The sequence below is a fragment of the Kitasatospora sp. CB02891 genome, assembly GCF_002803145.1.
Lineage (GTDB): Bacteria > Actinomycetota > Actinomycetes > Streptomycetales > Streptomycetaceae > Kitasatospora > Kitasatospora griseola.
Map to the genome: position 1 here is coordinate 545,997 of NZ_NNBO01000001.1, position 17,677 is coordinate 563,673.

Annotated in this window: 14 protein-coding genes; 6 read left to right on the plus strand and 8 right to left on the minus strand. The window is 72.8% G+C overall.

The window, feature by feature from the left end; translation table 11 throughout:
* Positions 1 to 2,301: a molybdopterin oxidoreductase family protein gene (locus CG736_RS02575; protein WP_100584474.1), complete on the minus strand. Its 2,301-nt coding sequence runs from the start codon at positions 2,299 to 2,301 to the stop codon at positions 1 to 3.
* Positions 2,298 to 3,308: an MFS transporter gene (locus CG736_RS02580; RefSeq protein WP_100585016.1), complete on the minus strand. Its 1,011-nt coding sequence runs from the start codon at positions 3,306 to 3,308 to the stop codon at positions 2,298 to 2,300. The genes CG736_RS02575 and CG736_RS02580 overlap by 4 nt, the downstream gene beginning before the upstream one ends.
* 409 nt (positions 3,309 to 3,717) lie before the next feature.
* On the opposite strand from CG736_RS02580, the gene CG736_RS02585 reads away from it, so the two are divergent.
* Positions 3,718 to 4,293 carry a MarR family winged helix-turn-helix transcriptional regulator gene (locus CG736_RS02585; protein WP_100584475.1) on the plus strand — a complete coding sequence of 192 codons (576 nt, stop codon included), beginning with the start codon at positions 3,718 to 3,720 and terminating at the stop codon, positions 4,291 to 4,293.
* 718 nt (positions 4,294 to 5,011) lie between these two features.
* On the opposite strand, the gene CG736_RS02595 is transcribed toward CG736_RS02585, so the two are convergent.
* The 3 genes from CG736_RS02595 to CG736_RS02605 form a co-directional block, all read right to left on the minus strand.
* On the minus strand, positions 5,012 to 5,320 hold the full coding sequence (locus tag CG736_RS02595) for a hypothetical protein (protein WP_232733745.1): 309 nt from the start codon (positions 5,318 to 5,320) through the stop codon (positions 5,012 to 5,014).
* Positions 5,321 to 5,399: 79 nt separating this feature from the next.
* Positions 5,400 to 6,146 (minus strand): phosphotransferase family protein, encoded by a 747-nt coding sequence (locus tag CG736_RS02600; RefSeq protein ID WP_100584477.1) that lies wholly within the window; start codon positions 6,144 to 6,146, stop codon positions 5,400 to 5,402.
* A gap of 183 nt (positions 6,147 to 6,329) precedes the next feature.
* Positions 6,330 to 7,373, minus strand: coding sequence for a LacI family DNA-binding transcriptional regulator (locus tag CG736_RS02605; protein WP_198520329.1), 1,044 nt, complete (start codon positions 7,371 to 7,373; stop codon positions 6,330 to 6,332).
* A gap of 373 nt (positions 7,374 to 7,746) precedes the next feature.
* Here CG736_RS02605 and CG736_RS02610 point away from each other — a divergent pair, with 373 nt between their 5' ends.
* The 5 genes from CG736_RS02610 (at position 7,747) to CG736_RS02630 (ending at position 13,447) form a co-directional block, all read left to right on the plus strand.
* Positions 7,747 to 8,898 (plus strand): Gfo/Idh/MocA family protein, encoded by a 1,152-nt coding sequence (locus tag CG736_RS02610; protein WP_100584479.1) that lies wholly within the window; start codon positions 7,747 to 7,749, stop codon positions 8,896 to 8,898.
* A gap of 248 nt (positions 8,899 to 9,146) precedes the next feature.
* Entirely contained in the window at positions 9,147 to 10,295 is a 1,149-nt protein-coding gene (locus CG736_RS02615) for a dihydrodipicolinate synthase family protein (RefSeq protein WP_100584480.1), read from the plus strand.
* Positions 10,292 to 11,152 (plus strand): sugar phosphate isomerase/epimerase, encoded by an 861-nt coding sequence (locus CG736_RS02620; protein WP_100584481.1) that lies wholly within the window; start codon positions 10,292 to 10,294, stop codon positions 11,150 to 11,152. The genes CG736_RS02615 and CG736_RS02620 overlap by 4 nt, the downstream gene beginning before the upstream one ends.
* Before the next feature lie 260 nt (positions 11,153 to 11,412).
* Positions 11,413 to 12,510, plus strand: a complete 1,098-nt coding sequence (locus CG736_RS02625) for a glycerate kinase (protein ID WP_100584482.1) — start codon at positions 11,413 to 11,415, stop codon at positions 12,508 to 12,510.
* 112 nt (positions 12,511 to 12,622) lie between these two features.
* Complete coding sequence (locus CG736_RS02630) at positions 12,623 to 13,447, plus strand: bifunctional 2-polyprenyl-6-hydroxyphenol methylase/3-demethylubiquinol 3-O-methyltransferase UbiG (RefSeq protein WP_100584483.1); 825 nt, start codon at positions 12,623 to 12,625, stop codon at positions 13,445 to 13,447.
* A 121-nt stretch (positions 13,448 to 13,568) separates the two neighbouring features.
* On the opposite strand, the gene CG736_RS02635 is transcribed toward CG736_RS02630, so the two are convergent.
* From CG736_RS02635 to mptB, 3 genes are all read right to left on the minus strand, one after another.
* Positions 13,569 to 14,696, minus strand: coding sequence for a DUF4037 domain-containing protein (locus CG736_RS02635; RefSeq protein ID WP_100584484.1), 1,128 nt, complete (start codon positions 14,694 to 14,696; stop codon positions 13,569 to 13,571).
* Positions 14,697 to 14,794: 98 nt separating this feature from the next.
* A complete protein-coding gene (locus CG736_RS02640; RefSeq protein ID WP_100584485.1) occupies positions 14,795 to 16,060 on the minus strand; it encodes a glycosyltransferase 87 family protein in 1,266 nt (421 codons plus the stop codon).
* A complete protein-coding gene (gene mptB / locus CG736_RS02645; protein WP_100584486.1) occupies positions 16,054 to 17,457 on the minus strand; it encodes a polyprenol phosphomannose-dependent alpha 1,6 mannosyltransferase MptB in 1,404 nt (467 codons plus the stop codon). Before mptB ends, CG736_RS02640 begins: the two co-directional genes overlap by 7 nt.
* Positions 17,458 to 17,677: the final 220 nt, after the last annotated feature.

The window sequence follows — 17,677 nt, forward strand, 5'->3', positions numbered from 1 at the left end:
TCAGCCCCTCTCTCCGGTGCCGACGCCCTGCGACGAGGTCGGCGGCAGCGGGTCGGTGCGCGGCACCTGGGTCTCCGGGTACGCCTCGCGGCCCGGTGGGGTGGGCGGCGCGGGCACCTCGTCGACGGCCCGGGCGCGTTCGATCCGCACCGCGCACACCTTGTACTCGGGGATCTTCGAACGCGGGTCGAGGGCGTCGATTGTCAACTCGTTGGCGGCCACCGGGTACGGCCAGTGATAGGGCACGAACACGTGGTCCGGTCGGATCGCCTCGGTGACCAGCGCCGGCAGCACCGCGCTGCCGCGCCGGGTGACCACCCGCACCGGCTCGCCGTTGCGGAAGCCCTGCGACGGGTGCACCTCCACCCACGGCCGCGGCGTCTGCTCGACCAGCGCGCCGAGGCGGCGGGTCTGGTTGCCGGACAGGAAGTGCGCGACGGTGCGGCCGGTGGTCAGCGTCATCGGGAAGTCGTCGCCGTACGGGTCGGCCGGCGGGTGCCATTCGACTGCCTGGAGGTGGATCTTCCCGTCCGGGTGGTAGCTCCTGCCGTCCTCGAACAGCCTTGGTGTGCCCGGGTGTTCGAGGCCCGGGCAGGGCCACACCAGGCCGCCGGTCCGCTCCAGCCGGTCGTAGGTGATGCCGTAGTAGTCGATCACCGTGCCGGCCGAGGCACGGCGCAGTTCGTCGAACACGTCGCGCGAGTTCTCGAAGGCGAACTTGCCTCCGGCGCCCAGGCGTCGGGCCAGTTCGCACATCACCCAGGTGTCGGTGCGGACGCCCTCGGGGGGCTCCTGCGCCTTGTTGTGCTTGACCACGCGGGCCTCGGCATTGGCCATCACGCCCTCGTCCTCGGCCCAGGTGGTGACGGGGAAGACCACGTGCGCGTTGGCGGCGGTCTCGGACAGGAAGAAGTCGAACTGGGCGTGGAACTCCAGTTTGTCGTAACCGTCCTTCACCACCGCGTAGTTGGGCAGCGAGACGAACGGGTTGTTGCAGACGCCGATCAGGCCGCGGATCTCCTGGCGCTGCATCTGCCACACCATTTCCATCATCGACGTTCCGGCGGGCGGGAGTTCGGACTCCTCGATGCCCCAGATCGCGGCGATCTGCCGGCGGTGCGCCGGGTCGTTGATGGAGCGGCCGCCGGGCAGCAGGTCGGACTTCTGGCCGTGTTCGCGGCCGCCCTGCCCGTTGCCCTGGCCGGTGAGGGTGCCGTAACCGGCGCCCGGGCGGCCCAGGTTGCCGGTCGCGGTGCACAGGTTGATGACGGTCAGGCAGTTCTCCACGCCCTGGGTGTGGTGCTCGATGCCGCGCGCGTGCCAGCCCATCGCCCGCCGCGCCCGGCCGAACGACCGTGCCACCTCGACGACTTGCTCGGCGGGGACGCCGCAGATCTCGGCGGCGCGGCTCGGCGGGTACTCCTTGACGGCGGCCTTCACCTCCGCCCAGCCGGTGGTGTTCGCCGCCAGGAACGCCTCGTCGGTCAGTCCCTCCTCGACGATCACGTGCAGCACCGCGTTGAAGAACGCCGAATCCGTACCGGACTTGAGCGCGACGTGGATGTCGGCGGTGCGGGCGACCGCGGTCTGCCGCGGGTCGACGACGATCAGCGTCGCACCCCGGTCCCGGGCGCCCCACACGTACTGGGTCAGCACCGGGAAGCACTCGCCGACGTTCGCCCCCACGATCAACAGGCAGTCCGTCTGCAGGATGTCGGCGAACGGGTTGGCCGCCCGGTCGATGCCGAACGCCAGCTTGTTGGCGCCCGCGGCGCTCACCATGCACAGCCGGCCGTTGTAGTCCACGTGCCGGGTCTTCAGCGCGACCCGGGCGAACTTGCCCACCAGGTAGGTCTTTTCGGAGAACAGGCTGGCCCCGCCGAGCATCCCGAAAGCGTCCCGGCCGTGCTCGCGCTGGATCCGGTTGATCTGCTCGACCGTGAACTCCAGCGCCTCGTCCCAACTCACTTCGCGGAACGGCTGTTTACGATCGCGGCGGAGCAGCGGTGCGGTCAGCCGGTCCGGGTGGTTGACCTGCTGGTAGGCGTTGATTCCCTTGGGGCACAGGCGCATTCGGTTGATGTCGTGGTTGCGCGGCTCGACCCCGAACACCTTGCCGTGCCCGTCCACCCGCAGGTACATGCCGCACTGGATGCCGCAGAAGCAGCAGTGGGTGGGCACCAGGGTCTGCTCGGTCTGGTCGGCCCGCCAGGCGGCGGCCGGAAGCCCGCCGGCGTCGCGGAACTCGCGGGTGCCGAGCGGGGCGACGCTCGGGTCCAACGGGACGTGCTCGCCGCTCACTTGAACCCTCGCTTGACGTCCGACAGGTACGCGGTGCCGCGCAGCACCCGCTTGCAGCGCGGGCAGTACTCGGCCCACTCGTCGAAGCCGAGCCGCAGGTCGCGCATGGTGGCGCGCAGGTTGTCGACGGCCGCGGCGGTGTCGATCGGCTGCCCGCAACGGCGGCACGCCCGCAGCTCCTCGGCGTCCGAACCCTTGCGTCGCGCCGTGTACTTGAACAGCTGCATGCCGACCGCGGCCGGGCGCTGCACGATGTGGAAGAACTTCCCGAACGGCAGGTAGACCAGGGTGAGCACCACCGACGCCATGTGCAGGATCGCCAGGAACTCGTAGCCGCCGCCGTGCAGGAACATCTCGGAGAAGGTCAGCAGCAGGCCGGTCACCGAGATGGTGAGCAGGGCCAGCAGCGGGAGGAAGTCGTAGCCGAACCGCTGACCGGTGGTCGCCGCCCGGTCCCGCACCCGTCGCCACAGGAAGTAGCCGACGCCGCCGATCACCATCACCGCGGCCAGGTCCAGCCCGTGGTACAGCGCCCAGCCGAGGAAGCTGCCGGAGTCGAAGCCGAACAGCTTCACCCCCCACAGCCGCATCTCGTAGCCCGGGCCGGTTGCGCCGGCGGCGGTGAAGGTGAACCAGCCCCAGGTCAGCGGGAAGGTAATGACGGCCGCCAACAGGCAGCCCCAGAAGATGAGTTGGTGCGCTGCCCAGCGGGCGTGCGAGCGGGCGCCGAGGAACTTCTGGAAACCCAGGTAGGTGGCCGCCATCCGCGGCAGCGCGGTCGGCGAGCGTTTCAGGTTCTCCCAGGACAGCGCCGCGGCCCAGCCCTCCCGGAACATCCGGCGGGCGGCCGGGGCGGAGATCCACATCATGTACCGGTACACCACGCCGAAGGTCAGGAACACCGTCGCCACCGCGTACGGCACCAGCGCCGAGTCGAAGTCCCGCAGCTCCCGGCTGCCCAGCAGGATCGCGGCGATCAGCAGCACGCTCGCCGCCCCGGCCACCATCGACGCCCGACCGGCCGGCGAGGTCGTGACGTCCGGCCGCGTCTCCGCCTGCACCGCTCCCCCGCGGTACGGCGGCGGCCCGTCCCCCGCCGCACTGCCCCCCGTGCTCCCGTCCGGCGACCCCCCGGGGGGCGGCGGTGTCGCGGCCACGCGCACTCTCCTAGCGCTCGACTCGATCCGACTCAGGGCTCGGGCGCCCGGCATTCCGACCCGGCGCCCGCCCACCCTCGGACGCTAGCCAGCACCTCCGCCTCCCCGCGCGCCCACTGCACCGTCGGTGGCGCGTCGCTGCGCCGAACGGAGGAGCGGGCGGCGAGCCGTCAAGCACCGTTCGACTCACTGGGGTTGATCGCCCGTCAATCGGCTCGGGGCTGGACCGGTGAGCCCTCGCCGATTAAGGTACTGCTTCATGTTGAAGGACGTACATAACTCACCCGCCTCCGAACCCTCCCTCGCCAACGACCCCGACGGCCACCTCTACGACCCCGGCGTGCGCAGCTCGATGGCCGCGTTCGCGCTCGGCGACGACACCCTCGCGCTGGAGGCCGCCGCCGCCGTCCGCTCCGCCTCGCAGTCCATCGACCGCCTGCGCGCCCACGGCGCCGGCGGCCGCGGTCTCAGCGCCGGAGCCCTCGACCTGCTCACCCGGCTCGGCAACGCCGACGCGGACGGTCTCACCATCGGCGCCCTCGCCCGCGCGGCCGGCGTCAGCTCCCGCAACGTCACCGGCCTGGTCGACACCCTGGAACGCGAGAACCTGGCCCGCCGCGTCCAGCACCCCGACGACCGGCGCTCGGTCCGCGTCACCATCAGCCCCGTCGGCCGCGAATGGCTCGACGCGTTCCGCCTGCCGACCCAGCGCGCCATGTCCGCCGTCTTCCGTGGCTTCACTCCCGAGGAACTCGCACAGTTCCGCCACTTGTGCCTGCGCCTGGTCGTCAACCAGCAGCAGCTGGAGCAGTACCTCGGCGGCATGCAGTCCTGAACGGCCGACCGCAGAGTGGCTGCTCGGACGCCGGCCGGACTGCCCAGCCGGCCGCGGCCGTCGGCCGGAAGGCGTCGGCGTTGCGCACGCACCAGGCCTCGAACGTGCCCGGCCGACGTCCGAGCAGCCCCTCCCGGCCGAGCGCGCACTCCTGCCGGCCGCCCTCACCAAGGTCCACCGGGCCGCGACGAACCTGCTCACCGCCCCGACCGACACTTGACCCTTGGGGCGGCCACGTGTGGACCCTCCGCGCGGGGCCGACGGTCAGGCGAGGCGCGGCGCGGGGCCGCGCCTGAACGCCCACCGGCTCGATGTCATCACGGCGGGTCCGCTCCCACGCGTCCCCCGTCAGCCGCCGGCGCTGGGCCGGCGCAACCTCGCCGCAGCGGGTGTCCCACGCGGTGCCGTTCGGCTCGTGACCCAGCGCCCGGGACACCCTGTTGGACGCGTGGTCGTCGACGAACGATCAGCTCATCGTCCAGCTGGACCACGAAGTACAGCCGCCAGAAGTCCTCACTCACCCGAGCCCGCCCCGCCCGGACGGCCCGCAGCCACCACCACTCGCGATCCGGGCTGTCCGCACAGCGCGACGCCGGATCGTCGAACGGCCACGGCGGCGCATCGGCAACTCAGGCCCGCACCGCCCATCCGGTGCCAAGGCCCTTACCAGCAAGGCTCCTTGGCACCGGCTCCCGACCCGGGTCAGTACAACTCGCAGTCAGTACAACTCGCACTCCCACCCTTCGAGTTCCGGCTCACCCGGCGGCAACTCCCCGGTGCAGTACCGGTAGAGGAACGTCGCCGCCCGGCGCTCGGCGTACTTCTCGTTGACCGGCTCCCCGTTCTCGTCCAGTTCAAGGACGTTGACGAACACGGCGAAGCAGGTCTCCGCCTGCGAAGGCGAATCCCGGAGCTCCGCCCAGTAGTCGATCCCCTCCAGCATCGGATGACCGACCGAACCACGGGCGAGCCAGCCGGCGAAACGCCGGATGGCACCGGAGGCACCGGGACCGAGATGTGAAGCCATGCCGGGAACCTATCCCCTGCCGCCAACAGGCGCTGCTGCCGCGCGTCTTACGGCGACCTGAGCAGCGGCCGTCGCAGCCTCACATCCGGGATCTCAGCACGTCGACCTCGCAGCCCGGCGCGAAGGGGTCGAAGCCGTGCTCGACCAGCCAGCGGACCGCCAGCAGGCTTCGCAGCGACCACCACCCGTGGATCACGTCGAGGTCGGCGTCGGTGCCGTAGCCGGCGAGGACGTCGCCGAGGTGCTCCTGGTGTCCGAGCGTGAAGGTGGCGAGGTCGTACAGGGCGTCGCCCTGGCCCGCCTCGGACCAGTCGATGATGCCCGTGACCTCGTCGCCGTCGACGAAAACATGGGCGATCTGCAGGTCGCCGTGCGTGAAGGCCGGGGTCCACGGCCGGAGCGCGGCCTCGGAGACCTGGCGGTTGCGGGCGACCAGGTCGGCGGGCAGGACGCCGTTCGTGACGAGCAGTTCGCACTCGGCGTCGAGTTCCGCGACCAGCGCGGCGACGCTCCGGCCGGCCCGCCCCGGCCGGGGCGGCAGCGGCGCGTCGTGCAGCTGCCGGATGGCGGCGCCCGCTGCGGCCCAGCTCGCCGACGATCCGGTCGACGGCCCGCCGAGGCGCCCGAGCGTCGTCCCCGAAAGGGCGGCCAGCGCGAGTACGGGCGGTTTGCACCACAGGACTTCCGGCGTCGGGACCGGCGCGAGGGACATCGCCTCGACCTCGGCGTCGATGCGCGCCCGATCGGCGTCCACCTTCAGGAACACGTCACCGACGCGCAGCGTCGCCCGCTCGGAATGCGCGACGACGACTTCCACCTCATCCATGGGCACCCAGTATCCCGGGAACGACCACCGACGTCGCCAGGTTTGTCACGTGCGACTACGCGGCCGACCGCGCCCCCGCCGTCCGTCGGCGGCCACCGGCCGGTGCGGCGTCGCAGCTCGCCCGCCGGCTCGTGCCCGCTCCAACGGCCGGACGGGTCTGCGCAGTTGTGCCCCGGTGCGACGTCAGTCGACCCTCGGGGCAGCCGTGCTGTCCCGCAGCACCACCTCGGCGAAAGCCGAACTCGTTTCGGCGGCCTCGCGTCGGCCGCCCTCGCGGAGAGCCAGACGGACGGCGGACTCGCCCATCCTGGCGAGCGGAAGGCGGACGGTGCTCAGCGCCGGAGCCAGATCGGTCGCCAATGGGATGTCGTCGAAGCCGGCCACCGAGATCTCGCCGGGGACGGAGATGCCGCGGTCGCGCAGTTCGGCGAGGACACCGGCAGCGCAGATGTCGGAGAGCGCGAGCACGGCCGTGGGCAGCGGAGTTCCACTCTCCCGGGCGACGTCCAGGATCCGGGCCATCGCGGCCCGGCCGCCCTCACGGGTGAACTCCGTGCGCTGGAGCATCCCTTCGGCCGGCGTCAGTCCGATCTCGCGCAGGGCGTCCAGAACGCCGTCGAGGCGGTCCTCGGCGACCCGCATCCGCTCGGGGCCGGTGATCACCGCGAAGTGGCGGTGGCCGAGTCGGGCCAGCGAATGGGTGAGCGAGGCGGCGCCCTCCTTGTTGTCCACCTGGACGGTGTCGTACAGCGGGCCGTGATCGGTGATGGCCGCCACGCGGCCGCCCTGCTCCTGATAGGCCGCCAGCGCCTCGTCCAGCTGCTGGATCACCGAGACGTCGTTGTACGCGGACCCGGCCAGAACGATCGCCCGGACCCGGTGCGCGTGCAGCATCCGGATCGCCTCCAGCTCGCGCCGGGGGTCGCCGTCCGTGCTGGTCACCAGCGACAGCAGGCCCGCGCGGGCGGCGGCGTCGCCGACGCCGCGGGCGATCCCGCCGAAGTACGGGTCGGCCACGTCGTGCAGCAGCACGCCGATCGTCGCGCCGGACGACCGGGCCAGAGCCTGCGCCGGCGCGTTGGGGAGGTAGCCGAGGGCCTCGGCGCTCGCCCGGACCTTCGCCGACAGCTCCTCCGTCACCGACCGCGCCGAGCCGTTCAGGGCCCGGGAGGCGGTGGCCAGCGAGACACCCGCGTGCCGCGCCACATCCCCGAGAGTGACAGCCACCCGATACTCCCCGATTCCCTCGCCCTGCCCGCTGATGATCGAGGGACAGGTTACCGCTCGGCCGGGTCCGGGCGGCCGAGGCGATCACAACGCCTTGACCGAGGCGGGCGGGCCGCTTAGCCTCGGCGCATGGAAAGCGCTTTCCAAGGGTCCTCTCCGGCCCGCTTGGAAAGCGCTTTCCATCAGCTCTCGCAACACTTCCCCAGATCTCCGCGCCGACCCCGACACGGGTTCGACGCCGGTCGGCAGCGGGGCGTGGAAAGCGCTTTCCCGCGCCGACCCGGGGTCTCCCCGGACGGAGTCGGCAAGCGCTTTCCACGCGCCGCTCCCCACCCTCCCCCTCTCCACCTACCGCCCACGGAAAGGACCCCCCATGTCCCGCAGGGTCATCGGCATCGTCATGAACGGCGTCACCGGCCGGATGGGTTACCGCCAGCACCTGGTGCGCTCGATCCTGGCCATCCGCGAACAGGGCGGCCTGCCGCTGGGCGACGGCCAGGTGCTGTGGCCGGAGCCGATCCTGGTCGGGCGCAGCGCCGCCAAGCTGGAGGAGCTGGCGAAGCGGCACGGCCTGTCGCACTGGACCACCTCGCTGGACGAGGCGCTGGCGCACCCGCTGGCGGAGATCTACTTCGACGCGCAGGTCACCCAGGCCCGGGAGTCCGCGATCAAGGCGGCGATCGCGGCCGGGAAGCACATCTACACCGAGAAGCCGACCGCCGAGTCGCTGGACGCGGCGCTGGAGTTGGCGCGGCTGGCGCGGGCCGCCGGGGTCTGCAACGGCGCGGTGCAGGACAAGCTGTTCCTGCCGGGTCTGCTGAAGCTGAAGCGGCTGGTGGACGGCGGCTTCTTCGGCCGCATCCTGTCGGTGCGCGGCGAGTTCGGCTACTGGGTGTTCGAGGGCGACTGGCAGGACGCGCAGCGTCCGTCCTGGAACTACCGGGCCGAGGACGGCGGCGGCATGATCCTGGACATGTTCCCGCACTGGCGCTACGTGCTGGACGGCATCATCGCCCCGGTCCGCTCGGTGTACGCGCACGCCGCCACGCACATTCCGCAGCGGGTCGACGAGCAGGGCCGCCCGTACCCGGCGACGGCGGACGACGCGGCGTACGGCGTGTTCGAGCTGGAGGGCGGGATCGTCGCGCAGGTCAACTCGTCGTGGGCGGTCCGGGTGGACCGGGACGAGCTGGTCGAGTTCCAGGTCGACGGCACCGAGGGCAGCGCGGTCGCCGGGCTGCGCAACTGCCGCATTCAGCACCGTGGTTCGACGCCGAAGCCGGTGTGGAACCCGGACCTTCCGGTCACCGAGTCGTTCCGTGAGCAGTGGCAGCAGGTGCCGGACAACGCCGAGTTCGACAACGGCTTCAAGGTGCAGTGGGAGCTGTTCCTCAAGCACGTGGTGACCGGCGCGCCGTACCAGTGGGACCTGCTGGAGGGCGCCAAGGGCGTGCAGCTGGCCGAGCTGGGCCTGCGTTCGGCCCGCGAGGGCCGCCGACTGGACGTGCCGGAACTCAGCCTCTGACTCGTCCGGCCGCAACTGCCGGGACCCGGGACCCGGGATCCGGCACCGCCGACGGGACCGACAGGGCGGCGCGAGCCGAGACCCGGCTCCGCCGCCGCCCCGTCCGACTCGCCTGCGTCGCCCGGCACGTGAACCCGTCGGCACCCCGTCCTCACGTCCCCGGCCTTCCGCAGGTTGAGGCCGCCGCCTCCACACCCCTCCCCCATCCCGTCGATCCGTGCGATCGCCCGATCCCAAGGCCTGACACCATGACTCATCTCGATCTGCCCGGCATCGGCCGGTACCAGTTGCGCGAGCCCGCGGCGCTCGCCGCCCCGACGGGGCCGGCCTCCTCCCGAGTGGCGTTCGCGGCCGCCCATGTGGTGGCCGATCCGCTGGGCGGGAACGCGCCCGGTGCGCCGGCCGCCGTGGACTGGGAGGGGACGCTCAAGTTCCGGCACCGGCTCTGGGAGTTGGGCCTGGGGGTGGCCGATGCGATGGACACCGCGCAGCGCGGGATGGGCCTGGACTGGGCCGCGACGCAGGAGCTGATCGCCCGTTCGGGTGCGGAGGCGAAGGCCGTCGGCGGCCGACTGGCGTGCGGTGCGGGCACCGACCAACTGGCGTCCGTGAACGTCTCGTTGGCCGAGGTGTCGGCGGCGTACGAGGAGCAGCTCGCGGTGGTCGAGGCGGCGGGTGCGCAGCCGATCCTGATGGCGAGCCGGGCGCTGGCGGCGTCGGCGCGCGGTCCTGAGGACTACCTGTCGGTGTACGGGAAGCTGGTCGAGCAGGCCGAACAGCCGGTGATTCTGCACTGGTTGGGCGAGATGTTCGATCCGGCGCTGGCCGGCTACTGGGGTTCGGCGGATCTGGATACGGCCGCGCAGACGGTGCTGGAGCTGATTCGCAGCCACCCGGGCCGGATCGACGGCATCAAGGTGTCACTGCTGGACGCGGGTCGGGAGGTCGCGCTGCGGCGTGAACTGCCGTCCGGGGTGCGGATGTACACGGGTGACGACTTCAACTACCCGGAGTTGGTGCGGGGTGACGAGGTCGGTCACAGTGACGCGCTGCTGGGCGTGTTCGATCCGATCGCGGAGGTCGCGGCGGCGGCGCTGCAGGCTCTGGACGCCGGTGATCTCGCGCGCTACGACGCGCTGTTCGGTCCGACGGTGCCGCTGGCCCGTCATCTGTTCGCGGCGCCGACGTTCCACTACAAGACGGGCATCGTGTTCCTGGCGTGGCTGTGCGGGCACCAGGAGCACTTCACCATGGTGGCCGGTGCGCAGAGCGGCCGTTCGGTGAGTCACCTGGTGGAGCTGTTCCGACTGGCCGACGTGGCCGGGGTGTTGGGCGATCCGGAGTTGGCGGCGGGTCGGATGCGGGAGTTCCTGGCGCTGGCGGGGGTGCGGGCATGAGCGCGGCGGTGCTGAAGGTGTCCGAGGGGTGCGAGCGGCTGTCGCTGAACCAGATCACCACCAAGGGCTGGAGCCTGGAGGAGGCGGTGCGCGGCTGCGTGGACGCCGGGATTCCGGCGATCGGCCTGTGGCGCGACAAGGTCGCCGAGGCGGGCCTGGCCCGGGCGGCGCGACTGTGCCGGGACGCCGGTGTCGCGGTGAGCAGCCTGTGTCGGGGCGGGTTCCTGACGGCCGGTGACGAGGCGGCGCGCCTGGCGGCGTTCGCGGACAACCTGGCGGCGATCGAGGAGGCGGCCGAACTCGGCACCGACACCCTGGTGTTGGTGGTGGGCGGCTTGCCGTCCGGCAGTCGCGACCTGGTCGGGGCGCGCCGCCAGGTGGCCGACATGATCGGTGAACTCGCTCCGCACGCAGGCGACTTCGGCGTCCGGCTGGCGATCGAGCCGCTGCACCCGATGTTCTGCGCGGACCGGGCGGTGGTCTCCACGCTGGGCCAGGCGCTGGATCTGGCGGAGGCCCATCCGGCCGAGCAGGTCGGTGTCGTGGTGGACAGCTACCACGTGTGGTGGGACCCGGAGTTGGAGCAGCAGGTCGCGCGTGCGGGGGCGGGCAACCGGATCGCCTCGTACCAGGTGTGCGACTGGACGCTGCCGCTGCCGGCGGACGCGTTGCTGGGCCGGGGCCATGTCGGCGACGGGCACATCGACTTCGGTTGGCTGACCGACCGGGTGGCCGAGGCCGGCTACGAAGGCTGGATCGAGGTCGAGCTCTTCAACGAGCAGGTGTGGAACACCCCGGGTGAGCAGACCCTCGCCACCCTGAAGGAGCGTCACCGCACGCATCTGGTGCGTCGCTGACGCCGGCGGGCGCGCGGGCCGGCACGCGCACACAGGTGGAGGGGCGAGCGTGTCGTCGGCCCGCTCGCCCGCCGCTGTCCGAGGGTGTCGCGCCTCACCCTGTCGCGCGCGTCGTGTCGAGGTGGTGGGCACCTGGAGCGGTCCGGTTGAGTGGTGCCGCGTCGGGGTGGATGCTCCGGCGGAGTCGGCAGGCCGAAGGTGGCCTGTCGGGGTCCTGCCGGGTCGGCGGGTCGAGATCGAGAGAGGCGGAGGTGGGACGGATGCGGATCGTCGTGGCGCCGGACTCGTTCAAGGGGACGATCGACGCGGCGGATGCCGCCGAGGCGCTGTCCTCGGGCTGGCGTTCAGTGCGGTCGGCGGACGAGGTGCGGTGCGTGCCGATGGCGGACGGCGGGGAGGGGACGCTCGCGGCCGTCGTCTCGGCCAGTCCCGGTGCGCGGCTGGTCGACGTCCCCGACGTGGCGGGGCCGGACGGGCGGCCGGTGCGCGGGCAGTTCGCGCTGCTGCCGGACGGCACGGCGGTGGTCGAGCTGGCCGTGGCCAGTGGACTCCCGTTGCTGGGCCGCGAGTTGTGTCCACTGACCGCGACGACCCGGGGCACCGGCGAGACCATCGCCGCCGCATTGGACGCCGGGGCGACCCGACTGCTGGTCGGCCTCGGCGGTTCGGCGTCCACCGACGGCGGCTTCGGGCTGCTGTCCGCGCTCGGCGCCCGCCTGCTGGACAGCACGGGCCACGTCGTTCCTGACGCCTCGTCGGATCTCGATGCCGCGCTCGACGCTGCGACCGCCTTCGACCGTTCGCGGATTCGCCTCGCCCCGCCCGGCGGGGTGGTGCTGCTCACCGACGTGACCAATCCGCTGCTGGGCGAGCGCGGCGCGGCGGCGGTGTACGGCCCGCAGAAGGGTGCCGGTGAGCGCGAACTTCCGTTGCTGGAACGAAGGTTGGAACGCCTGGCGGAGCTGATGGGCGGCGATCCGTCGCATCCGGGCGCAGGCGCGGCGGGCGGGACGGGGTACGGGCTGCTGGCCGGTTGGGGCGCGGTGGTCGAGCCGGGCGCACCGGCGGTGGCTCGACTCCTCGGGCTGCCGGGCCTGTTGGCGTCCGCGGATCTGCTGATCACCGGCGAGGGCCGGTACGACGCGACCAGTCTCCAGGGGAAGGCCGTCGGCGAGGTGGTGCGCCTGGCCGAGGCAGCGGGCGTCCCGTCGAGCGTGGTGGCGGGCGAGTCGGCGGCGGACGGGGTGCTCACCCTCTCCTCGCTGGCGGGATCCGCGTCCGCCGCCCGGTCCGAACCGGCCCGCTGGCTGCACCGGGCGGGAGCCACGCTGGCGGAGCAGTGGGCAGCGCGCACCTGATCGGGCATCGACCCGGCGGGTCCCCGACCCGCCGACCGACCAGGTGATCGCCCGCCCGGCCGGTCCGATATTTCGTTGACCCATCACCGGCAACCCGGAAGGCTGTGTCGTCATGTCTACTTTCTCCGACGACCTTCCCCAGCCTCCGCCCGCCTCGCAGTCCGTCCCGCCCGCCGACTGGACGGACTGGGAGGCGGCCAATCGCGCCAACTGGGACGAGCGGGTGCCGGTCCATGTCGGCGGGGCGTTCTACGACGTTCCGGCGTTCGTGGCCGGAGCGGAGGTGCTGCGGGACTTCGAGCTCGCGGAGGTCGGAGACGTTGCCGGAAAGCGCTTGCTGCACCTGCAGTGCCACATCGGCCTGGACACTCTTTCGTGGGCGCGTCGCGGCGCGCTGGTGACGGGGCTGGACTTCTCCGAGCCGGCGCTGGTGGAGGCCGCGCAGTTGGCGAAGCAACTCGGGGTGGAATCGGCGCGCTTCGTCTCCTCCGATGTGTACGGCGCGGTGGAGGCGCTCGGCGGCGAGACCTTCGACGTGGTGTACACGGGCATGGGCGCCCTGAACTGGCTTCCCGACCTGACGCGTTGGGCCCGCACAGTGGCGGCGCTGGTCCGTCCGGGCGGGTTCGCCTATCTGTCGGAGTTCCACCCGATCGCCGAACTCGTCGCAGCGGACGGCCGCACCGTGGTGGAGGACTACTTCGACCGCGCGCCGGCCGTGCTGGACACGCCGGGCAGCTACGCCGACCGGGACGCGACGATGACGGCCACCCGCACGGTGCAGTGGCGGCACGGAATCGGCGACGTGGTCAGCGCGCTGGCAGCCTCCGGCCTGCACCTGGACTTCCTGCACGAACACGCGCACGGACACTTCTTCCTGTCGCCCGGCCCCCGCCTCCCCCTGGTCTATTCGCTGCGCGCCTCCCGACCGTCCTGACGACCGGCCGGTTTCCCGCCGCACCGCCCGGGGTTCCGGTCCACCGAGATCCCACAGCTCAGGGCTCCCGACTGCGGTACCGGGGCGGTGTGCACGCCGCCTTGGCAGCCTGCCCGCCCGCTCAGGGCACCTGGCCGGCCAAGGCGTCGACGGCTGCGTGGAGCGCTGCCGGGCGGCCGAGCAGGTCGGTGCTGTCGGCCCACTGGTCGACGCTGCCGGTCGGCGGGAGATCGCGCAGGTCGGGGTCGGTGACGGTGCGTCGGAGGGCGTGGACGAAGCGGTCGGCGTGCAGGACCTGGTACGGGCGGCTGTGGTACGGGCGGCACGTCGGGTCGATCGGCTCGGTGAGGGCCAGCGCATTGTGGGTACGGGCGGCGGACTCGTAGGCGTCGCACAGGTGGCGTTCGCGAGCCTCGTGGTCGGTCGCGGCGAGAGCGGCGCGCAGCGCGGGCCCGAGGGCGGGGTCGGCAGGCAGGCGGGTGAAGGCCCGGCCGAGCCACTTGCTGTAGGGCGCGTAGGTGCGGTGTTGGAGCAGGGCGAGCCGCATCAGGTCGCGGGCCAGGCGGGCGGCGACGATCGCGGCGCCGAGTTCGTCTCCGGTTTCGGCGCAGCGGCCGACGAATGCCTCCTCCTGGGCGATGCGCTGCCACTGACAGGCCATCAGGTAGCGCCACAGCTGGTCGGGGTACCAGTGGAGGCGTCGACGGACGGCGGTGAGGGTGCCGTGGTCGTCGCGCAGGACGGTGCCGGCGGTGAGTTCGGCGAGTCGCTGTTGCGGGAGGGCGAGCCAGTCGGCGGTGGCGGGATCGGTGTCGATCCAGGCGGCGGCTCGGGGGCCGAGCCCGGTGGTGAGCCAGCCGGGCAGGTGGTGGACGGTGACGCGGTGGTCGACGGCGGCACCGGCGGCGGGTTCGAGGTGGCTGACCGGGTTGTGCGGGTCGCCGGTGCGGCGGTAGTGGGTGGACCAGCCGCGGATCTGCCGGGGCAGGTGCTCGGCGAGCAGGGCGGTGATGGCCGCGCCGTACTGTTCGGCGTCCTCGGGGGTGAGGAAGAGTTGGAGTCGTGGCCCCCAGTCGTGGTCGGTGGAGCGGGCGGTGTCGAAGCCGAGCACTTCGGAGCCCGGGCCGATCCGCGCGGCCGCGTAGCGAAGCTGCGGGTAAGCGCTTTCCAGCAGGGGTCGGACGGCGTCCTCGTACAGTGCTGCGGCGAGTTCGAGTCCCGGGACGAACGGCGGGTCCGGCGTGATCATGCCGCTCACTGTGGCAGTGGGCGCCGCCGGGGTCCATCGCATATCCGCACAGGTCCGGCCCGCCGGGCCGGCTGTGCGTCCGACCACCCGCAGAAGGCTCAGCCGACGGCGGCCGGGCGTTTGCGGGGCCGTCCGGAGCGGGGGTCGGCGGCGGAGTCGGGGTCCGTTCCGGCAGCGTGGCGCCGGGGAGGCAGGGGCGCGGTGCGGGCCGGGTGGTCGTCGGGGTGGTGGCGGATCGGCATGGCGACCAGCAGGGCGAAGGTCAGCAGGACGTAGGCGCTGCCGCCGAACAGGGTGCCGGGGGTGCGTCCGTCGGGGCGCCAGAGCCACACCATGCCGCTGGAGATGACCAGTTGGAGCAGCCAGCTGACGGTGAGCAGGTCGCGGCGGCGGTCGTGCAGGGCGGCGTCGGCGAGGACGACGAGGGCGGGCAGGGCCCACACCAGGTGGTGCACCCAGGTGATCGGGCTGACCAGGCAGCAGGCGAGGCCGGTGAGGCTGTAGGCGGCGAGGGTGTCGCGGGCCCGGGCAGCGCGGCGCAGGCGGTGGGCCCAGATGGCGAGGACGGCGAGCGACGCGGCCACCCACAGGACGCGGCCGGGGAGTTGGGGTCCGAGGCGGGCGATGAGTCCTTGCAGGGACTGGTTCGACATGTTGGCGAAGCCGCCGACCCGGTCGGTGTCCCAGAGTGTGGTGGTCCAGAACTGGCGGGAGACCTCGGGGCCGATCAGGAAGCCGATTCCGGTGGCGCCCAGCGTGGTGGCGGTGGCGGTCGCGGCGGCGCGCCACTGGCGGGTGATCAGCAGGTGGACGATGAACAGCGCGGGGGTGAGTTTGATCGCGGCGGCCAGTCCGGTGCCGACTCCGGCGAGGAACTTCCAGCGGCTGTAGGCGAGTTGCCGGTCGCCGAGGACCAGGGCGACCAGCAGCAGGTTGACCTGGCCGAAGCTGAAGGTGTCCCGCACCGGGTTGGTGAGGGCGCACAGGCAGGCGGCCAGCCCGAACGTGTACCAGCGGCACCAGCCGCGCCGGCGGGCGATCGGGTCGATCAGCCAGTACAGCAGCAGCGCGGTGGCGACGGCGGACAGCGCGACGCCGACCGCGATCGCGGGGTGCCAGCCGAACAGCCGCATCGGCAGCATGCAGACCGCGGCGAACGGCGGGTAGGTGAACCCGTAGGCGGTGCCGGGGCGGACGTAGTCGTAGAGCTGTCCGGTGTCGAGCCAGTGCCGCACGGTGCCGTAGTACACGCCGATGTCGAACCAGCCGCGGTGGCCGGGGATGACCGCCAGGACGACGGTGGTGACGAGCACGGCGGCGGCGAGGATCGCGGCCCGGGCCGTGGTGGTGCCTCGGGTCAGCACGCCAACTGCCTCTCGTGGAGCGGTGTTCCGCGCTCCGCCGTCAGCACGGCTGCGGCGCCGATCGCGAAGCCCCCCACGGCGAGCACCAGTTCCGCGCCGTCGGGGCTGAAGCCGTCCGGCATCACGGTGAACGCCAGGACGACGCAGCCGAGTTCGGCGACCCGGCGGACGGCCGGGGTGCGGACGGCGAGTGCGGCGGGGAGCACCGCCCACAGGGCGTACCAAGGTCGGAAGGCCGGCCCGAGGGCGATCAGGGCGGTGAAGGCGAGGGCCAGCGCGGCCATCGGTTCGCTCTCCCGGCGAACAACTCGTCGCGCGAGCAGGGCGATTGCCCCGGCCGCGAGCGCCAGGCCGATCAGGCGGGCGGCGGTGACGGCGCCGTCCGGTGCGGTGCCGGTGAGGTCGGCCGCCAGTCGGCCGAGGCTGCTGCTGGGTGACCAACTGGTGCTGGTGGCGGGGGTGGTGAGGGCGGCGATCCAGCCGTAGCCGGTGCCGGCGGCAGCGGTGACGACGAGCACCGTGACGGTGGCGGCCGCCACTGCCTGGCCGGCGGTGCGCAGTTGGGGACGCCAGCTGCGGTCGGCCGAGGCGAGCAGGCACACCACGGGCAGGGCGAGCGCGGCCGGGGCCTTCACCAGGGCGGCGAGCGCGACCAGCGCCGCCGCGGGCAGAACCTGTCGCCGGGTGGCGGCGAGCAGTCCGCCGAGGAGGAGGGCGAACGCCAGGGCGTCGTTGTGCGCGCCGGCGATCAGGTGCAGCAGCACCAGCGGGTTGAGCGCGCCCAGCCGCAGCGCGGCGGCGGGGTCGATGCCGAGCGGGCGGGCGAGGGCGGGCAGCAGGGCGGCCAGTGCGGCGACCGCGAGAACGGCGGTCAGGCGCAGGACGATCGTTCCGGCCCAGGGGTGTTCGGCGAGCGGCGCGGTGGCGCGGGTCAGCAGCAGGAAGGCGGGGCCGTAGGGGGCGGGGGTGTGCTGCCAGACCTGCGGTATCTGGGCTGCGGTCGGCCCGCCGAGGTCGGCGGGTCCGTGCGTGTAGACGTCCAACCCGTGCGCGAGCATGGCGCCTTGGGCGAGGTAGCTGTAGACGTCGCGGCTGAACACCGGCGGCACGAGCAGCAGCGGGGCGGCCCACCAGGCCAGGGTGGTGGTCAACCAGCGGGTGCCGGGCGGGCGTTGGCCGTCGGCGGGCCGTCCGAGGAGCAGCCAGGCGGCGGTGAGGACGGCGAGGCCGGCGAAGACCAGGACGGTGCCGGCACCGCCGGACGCCCGCAGGGTGGGGCCGGTGTCGGCGGCGGGGCGGGCGCCTGCGGTGAGGGCGCCGGCGGCCAGGGCGAGCGATCCCAGGAGTCCGAGCCACCGGTACCGGCTCGGGTAGGCGTTCGCGCCCGTGTTCGGCATGCCGGGAACGCTGGCAGAGCGGTGTGGCGGCCGGGCGACGGGCCCGCGTCCGGCCGGTGACCACGGGGCGTCCGAATCGGAGCGGACCCGGGGCCGGGCATCCGGACCACCGCCGACGGGCTGCGAACTGCCGTACTCCGCTTGGCGAACCGGCCATTCAGCATGTGCACATCTGGTCTCCCTCGGGTGTCCACCTGAGGGCCAGGCGGGTCGGGGAGAC

What these genes read in the sequence shown, in the direction of transcription:
- CG736_RS02580 (WP_100585016.1), bottom strand. Translation starts at nt 3,308, where the DNA reads ATGGTGGCCGGGGCGGCGAGCGTGCTGCTGATCGCCGCGATCCTGCTG.
- CG736_RS02625 (WP_100584482.1), top strand. Translation starts at nt 11,413, where the DNA reads ATGCGGATCGTCGTGGCGCCGGACTCGTTCAAGGGGACGATCGACGCG.
- CG736_RS02620 (WP_100584481.1), top strand. Translation starts at nt 10,292, where the DNA reads ATGAGCGCGGCGGTGCTGAAGGTGTCCGAGGGGTGCGAGCGGCTGTCG.
- mptB (WP_100584486.1), bottom strand. Translation starts at nt 17,457, where the DNA reads ATGCCGAACACGGGCGCGAACGCCTACCCGAGCCGGTACCGGTGGCTC.
- CG736_RS02635 (WP_100584484.1), bottom strand. Translation starts at nt 14,696, where the DNA reads ATGATCACGCCGGACCCGCCGTTCGTCCCGGGACTCGAACTCGCCGCA.
- CG736_RS02630 (WP_100584483.1), top strand. Translation starts at nt 12,623, where the DNA reads ATGTCTACTTTCTCCGACGACCTTCCCCAGCCTCCGCCCGCCTCGCAG.
- CG736_RS02615 (WP_100584480.1), top strand. Translation starts at nt 9,147, where the DNA reads ATGACTCATCTCGATCTGCCCGGCATCGGCCGGTACCAGTTGCGCGAG.
- CG736_RS02600 (WP_100584477.1), bottom strand. Translation starts at nt 6,146, where the DNA reads ATGGATGAGGTGGAAGTCGTCGTCGCGCATTCCGAGCGGGCGACGCTG.
- CG736_RS02610 (WP_100584479.1), top strand. Translation starts at nt 7,747, where the DNA reads ATGTCCCGCAGGGTCATCGGCATCGTCATGAACGGCGTCACCGGCCGG.
- CG736_RS02595 (WP_232733745.1), bottom strand. Translation starts at nt 5,320, where the DNA reads ATGGCTTCACATCTCGGTCCCGGTGCCTCCGGTGCCATCCGGCGTTTC.
- CG736_RS02585 (WP_100584475.1), top strand. Translation starts at nt 3,718, where the DNA reads ATGTTGAAGGACGTACATAACTCACCCGCCTCCGAACCCTCCCTCGCC.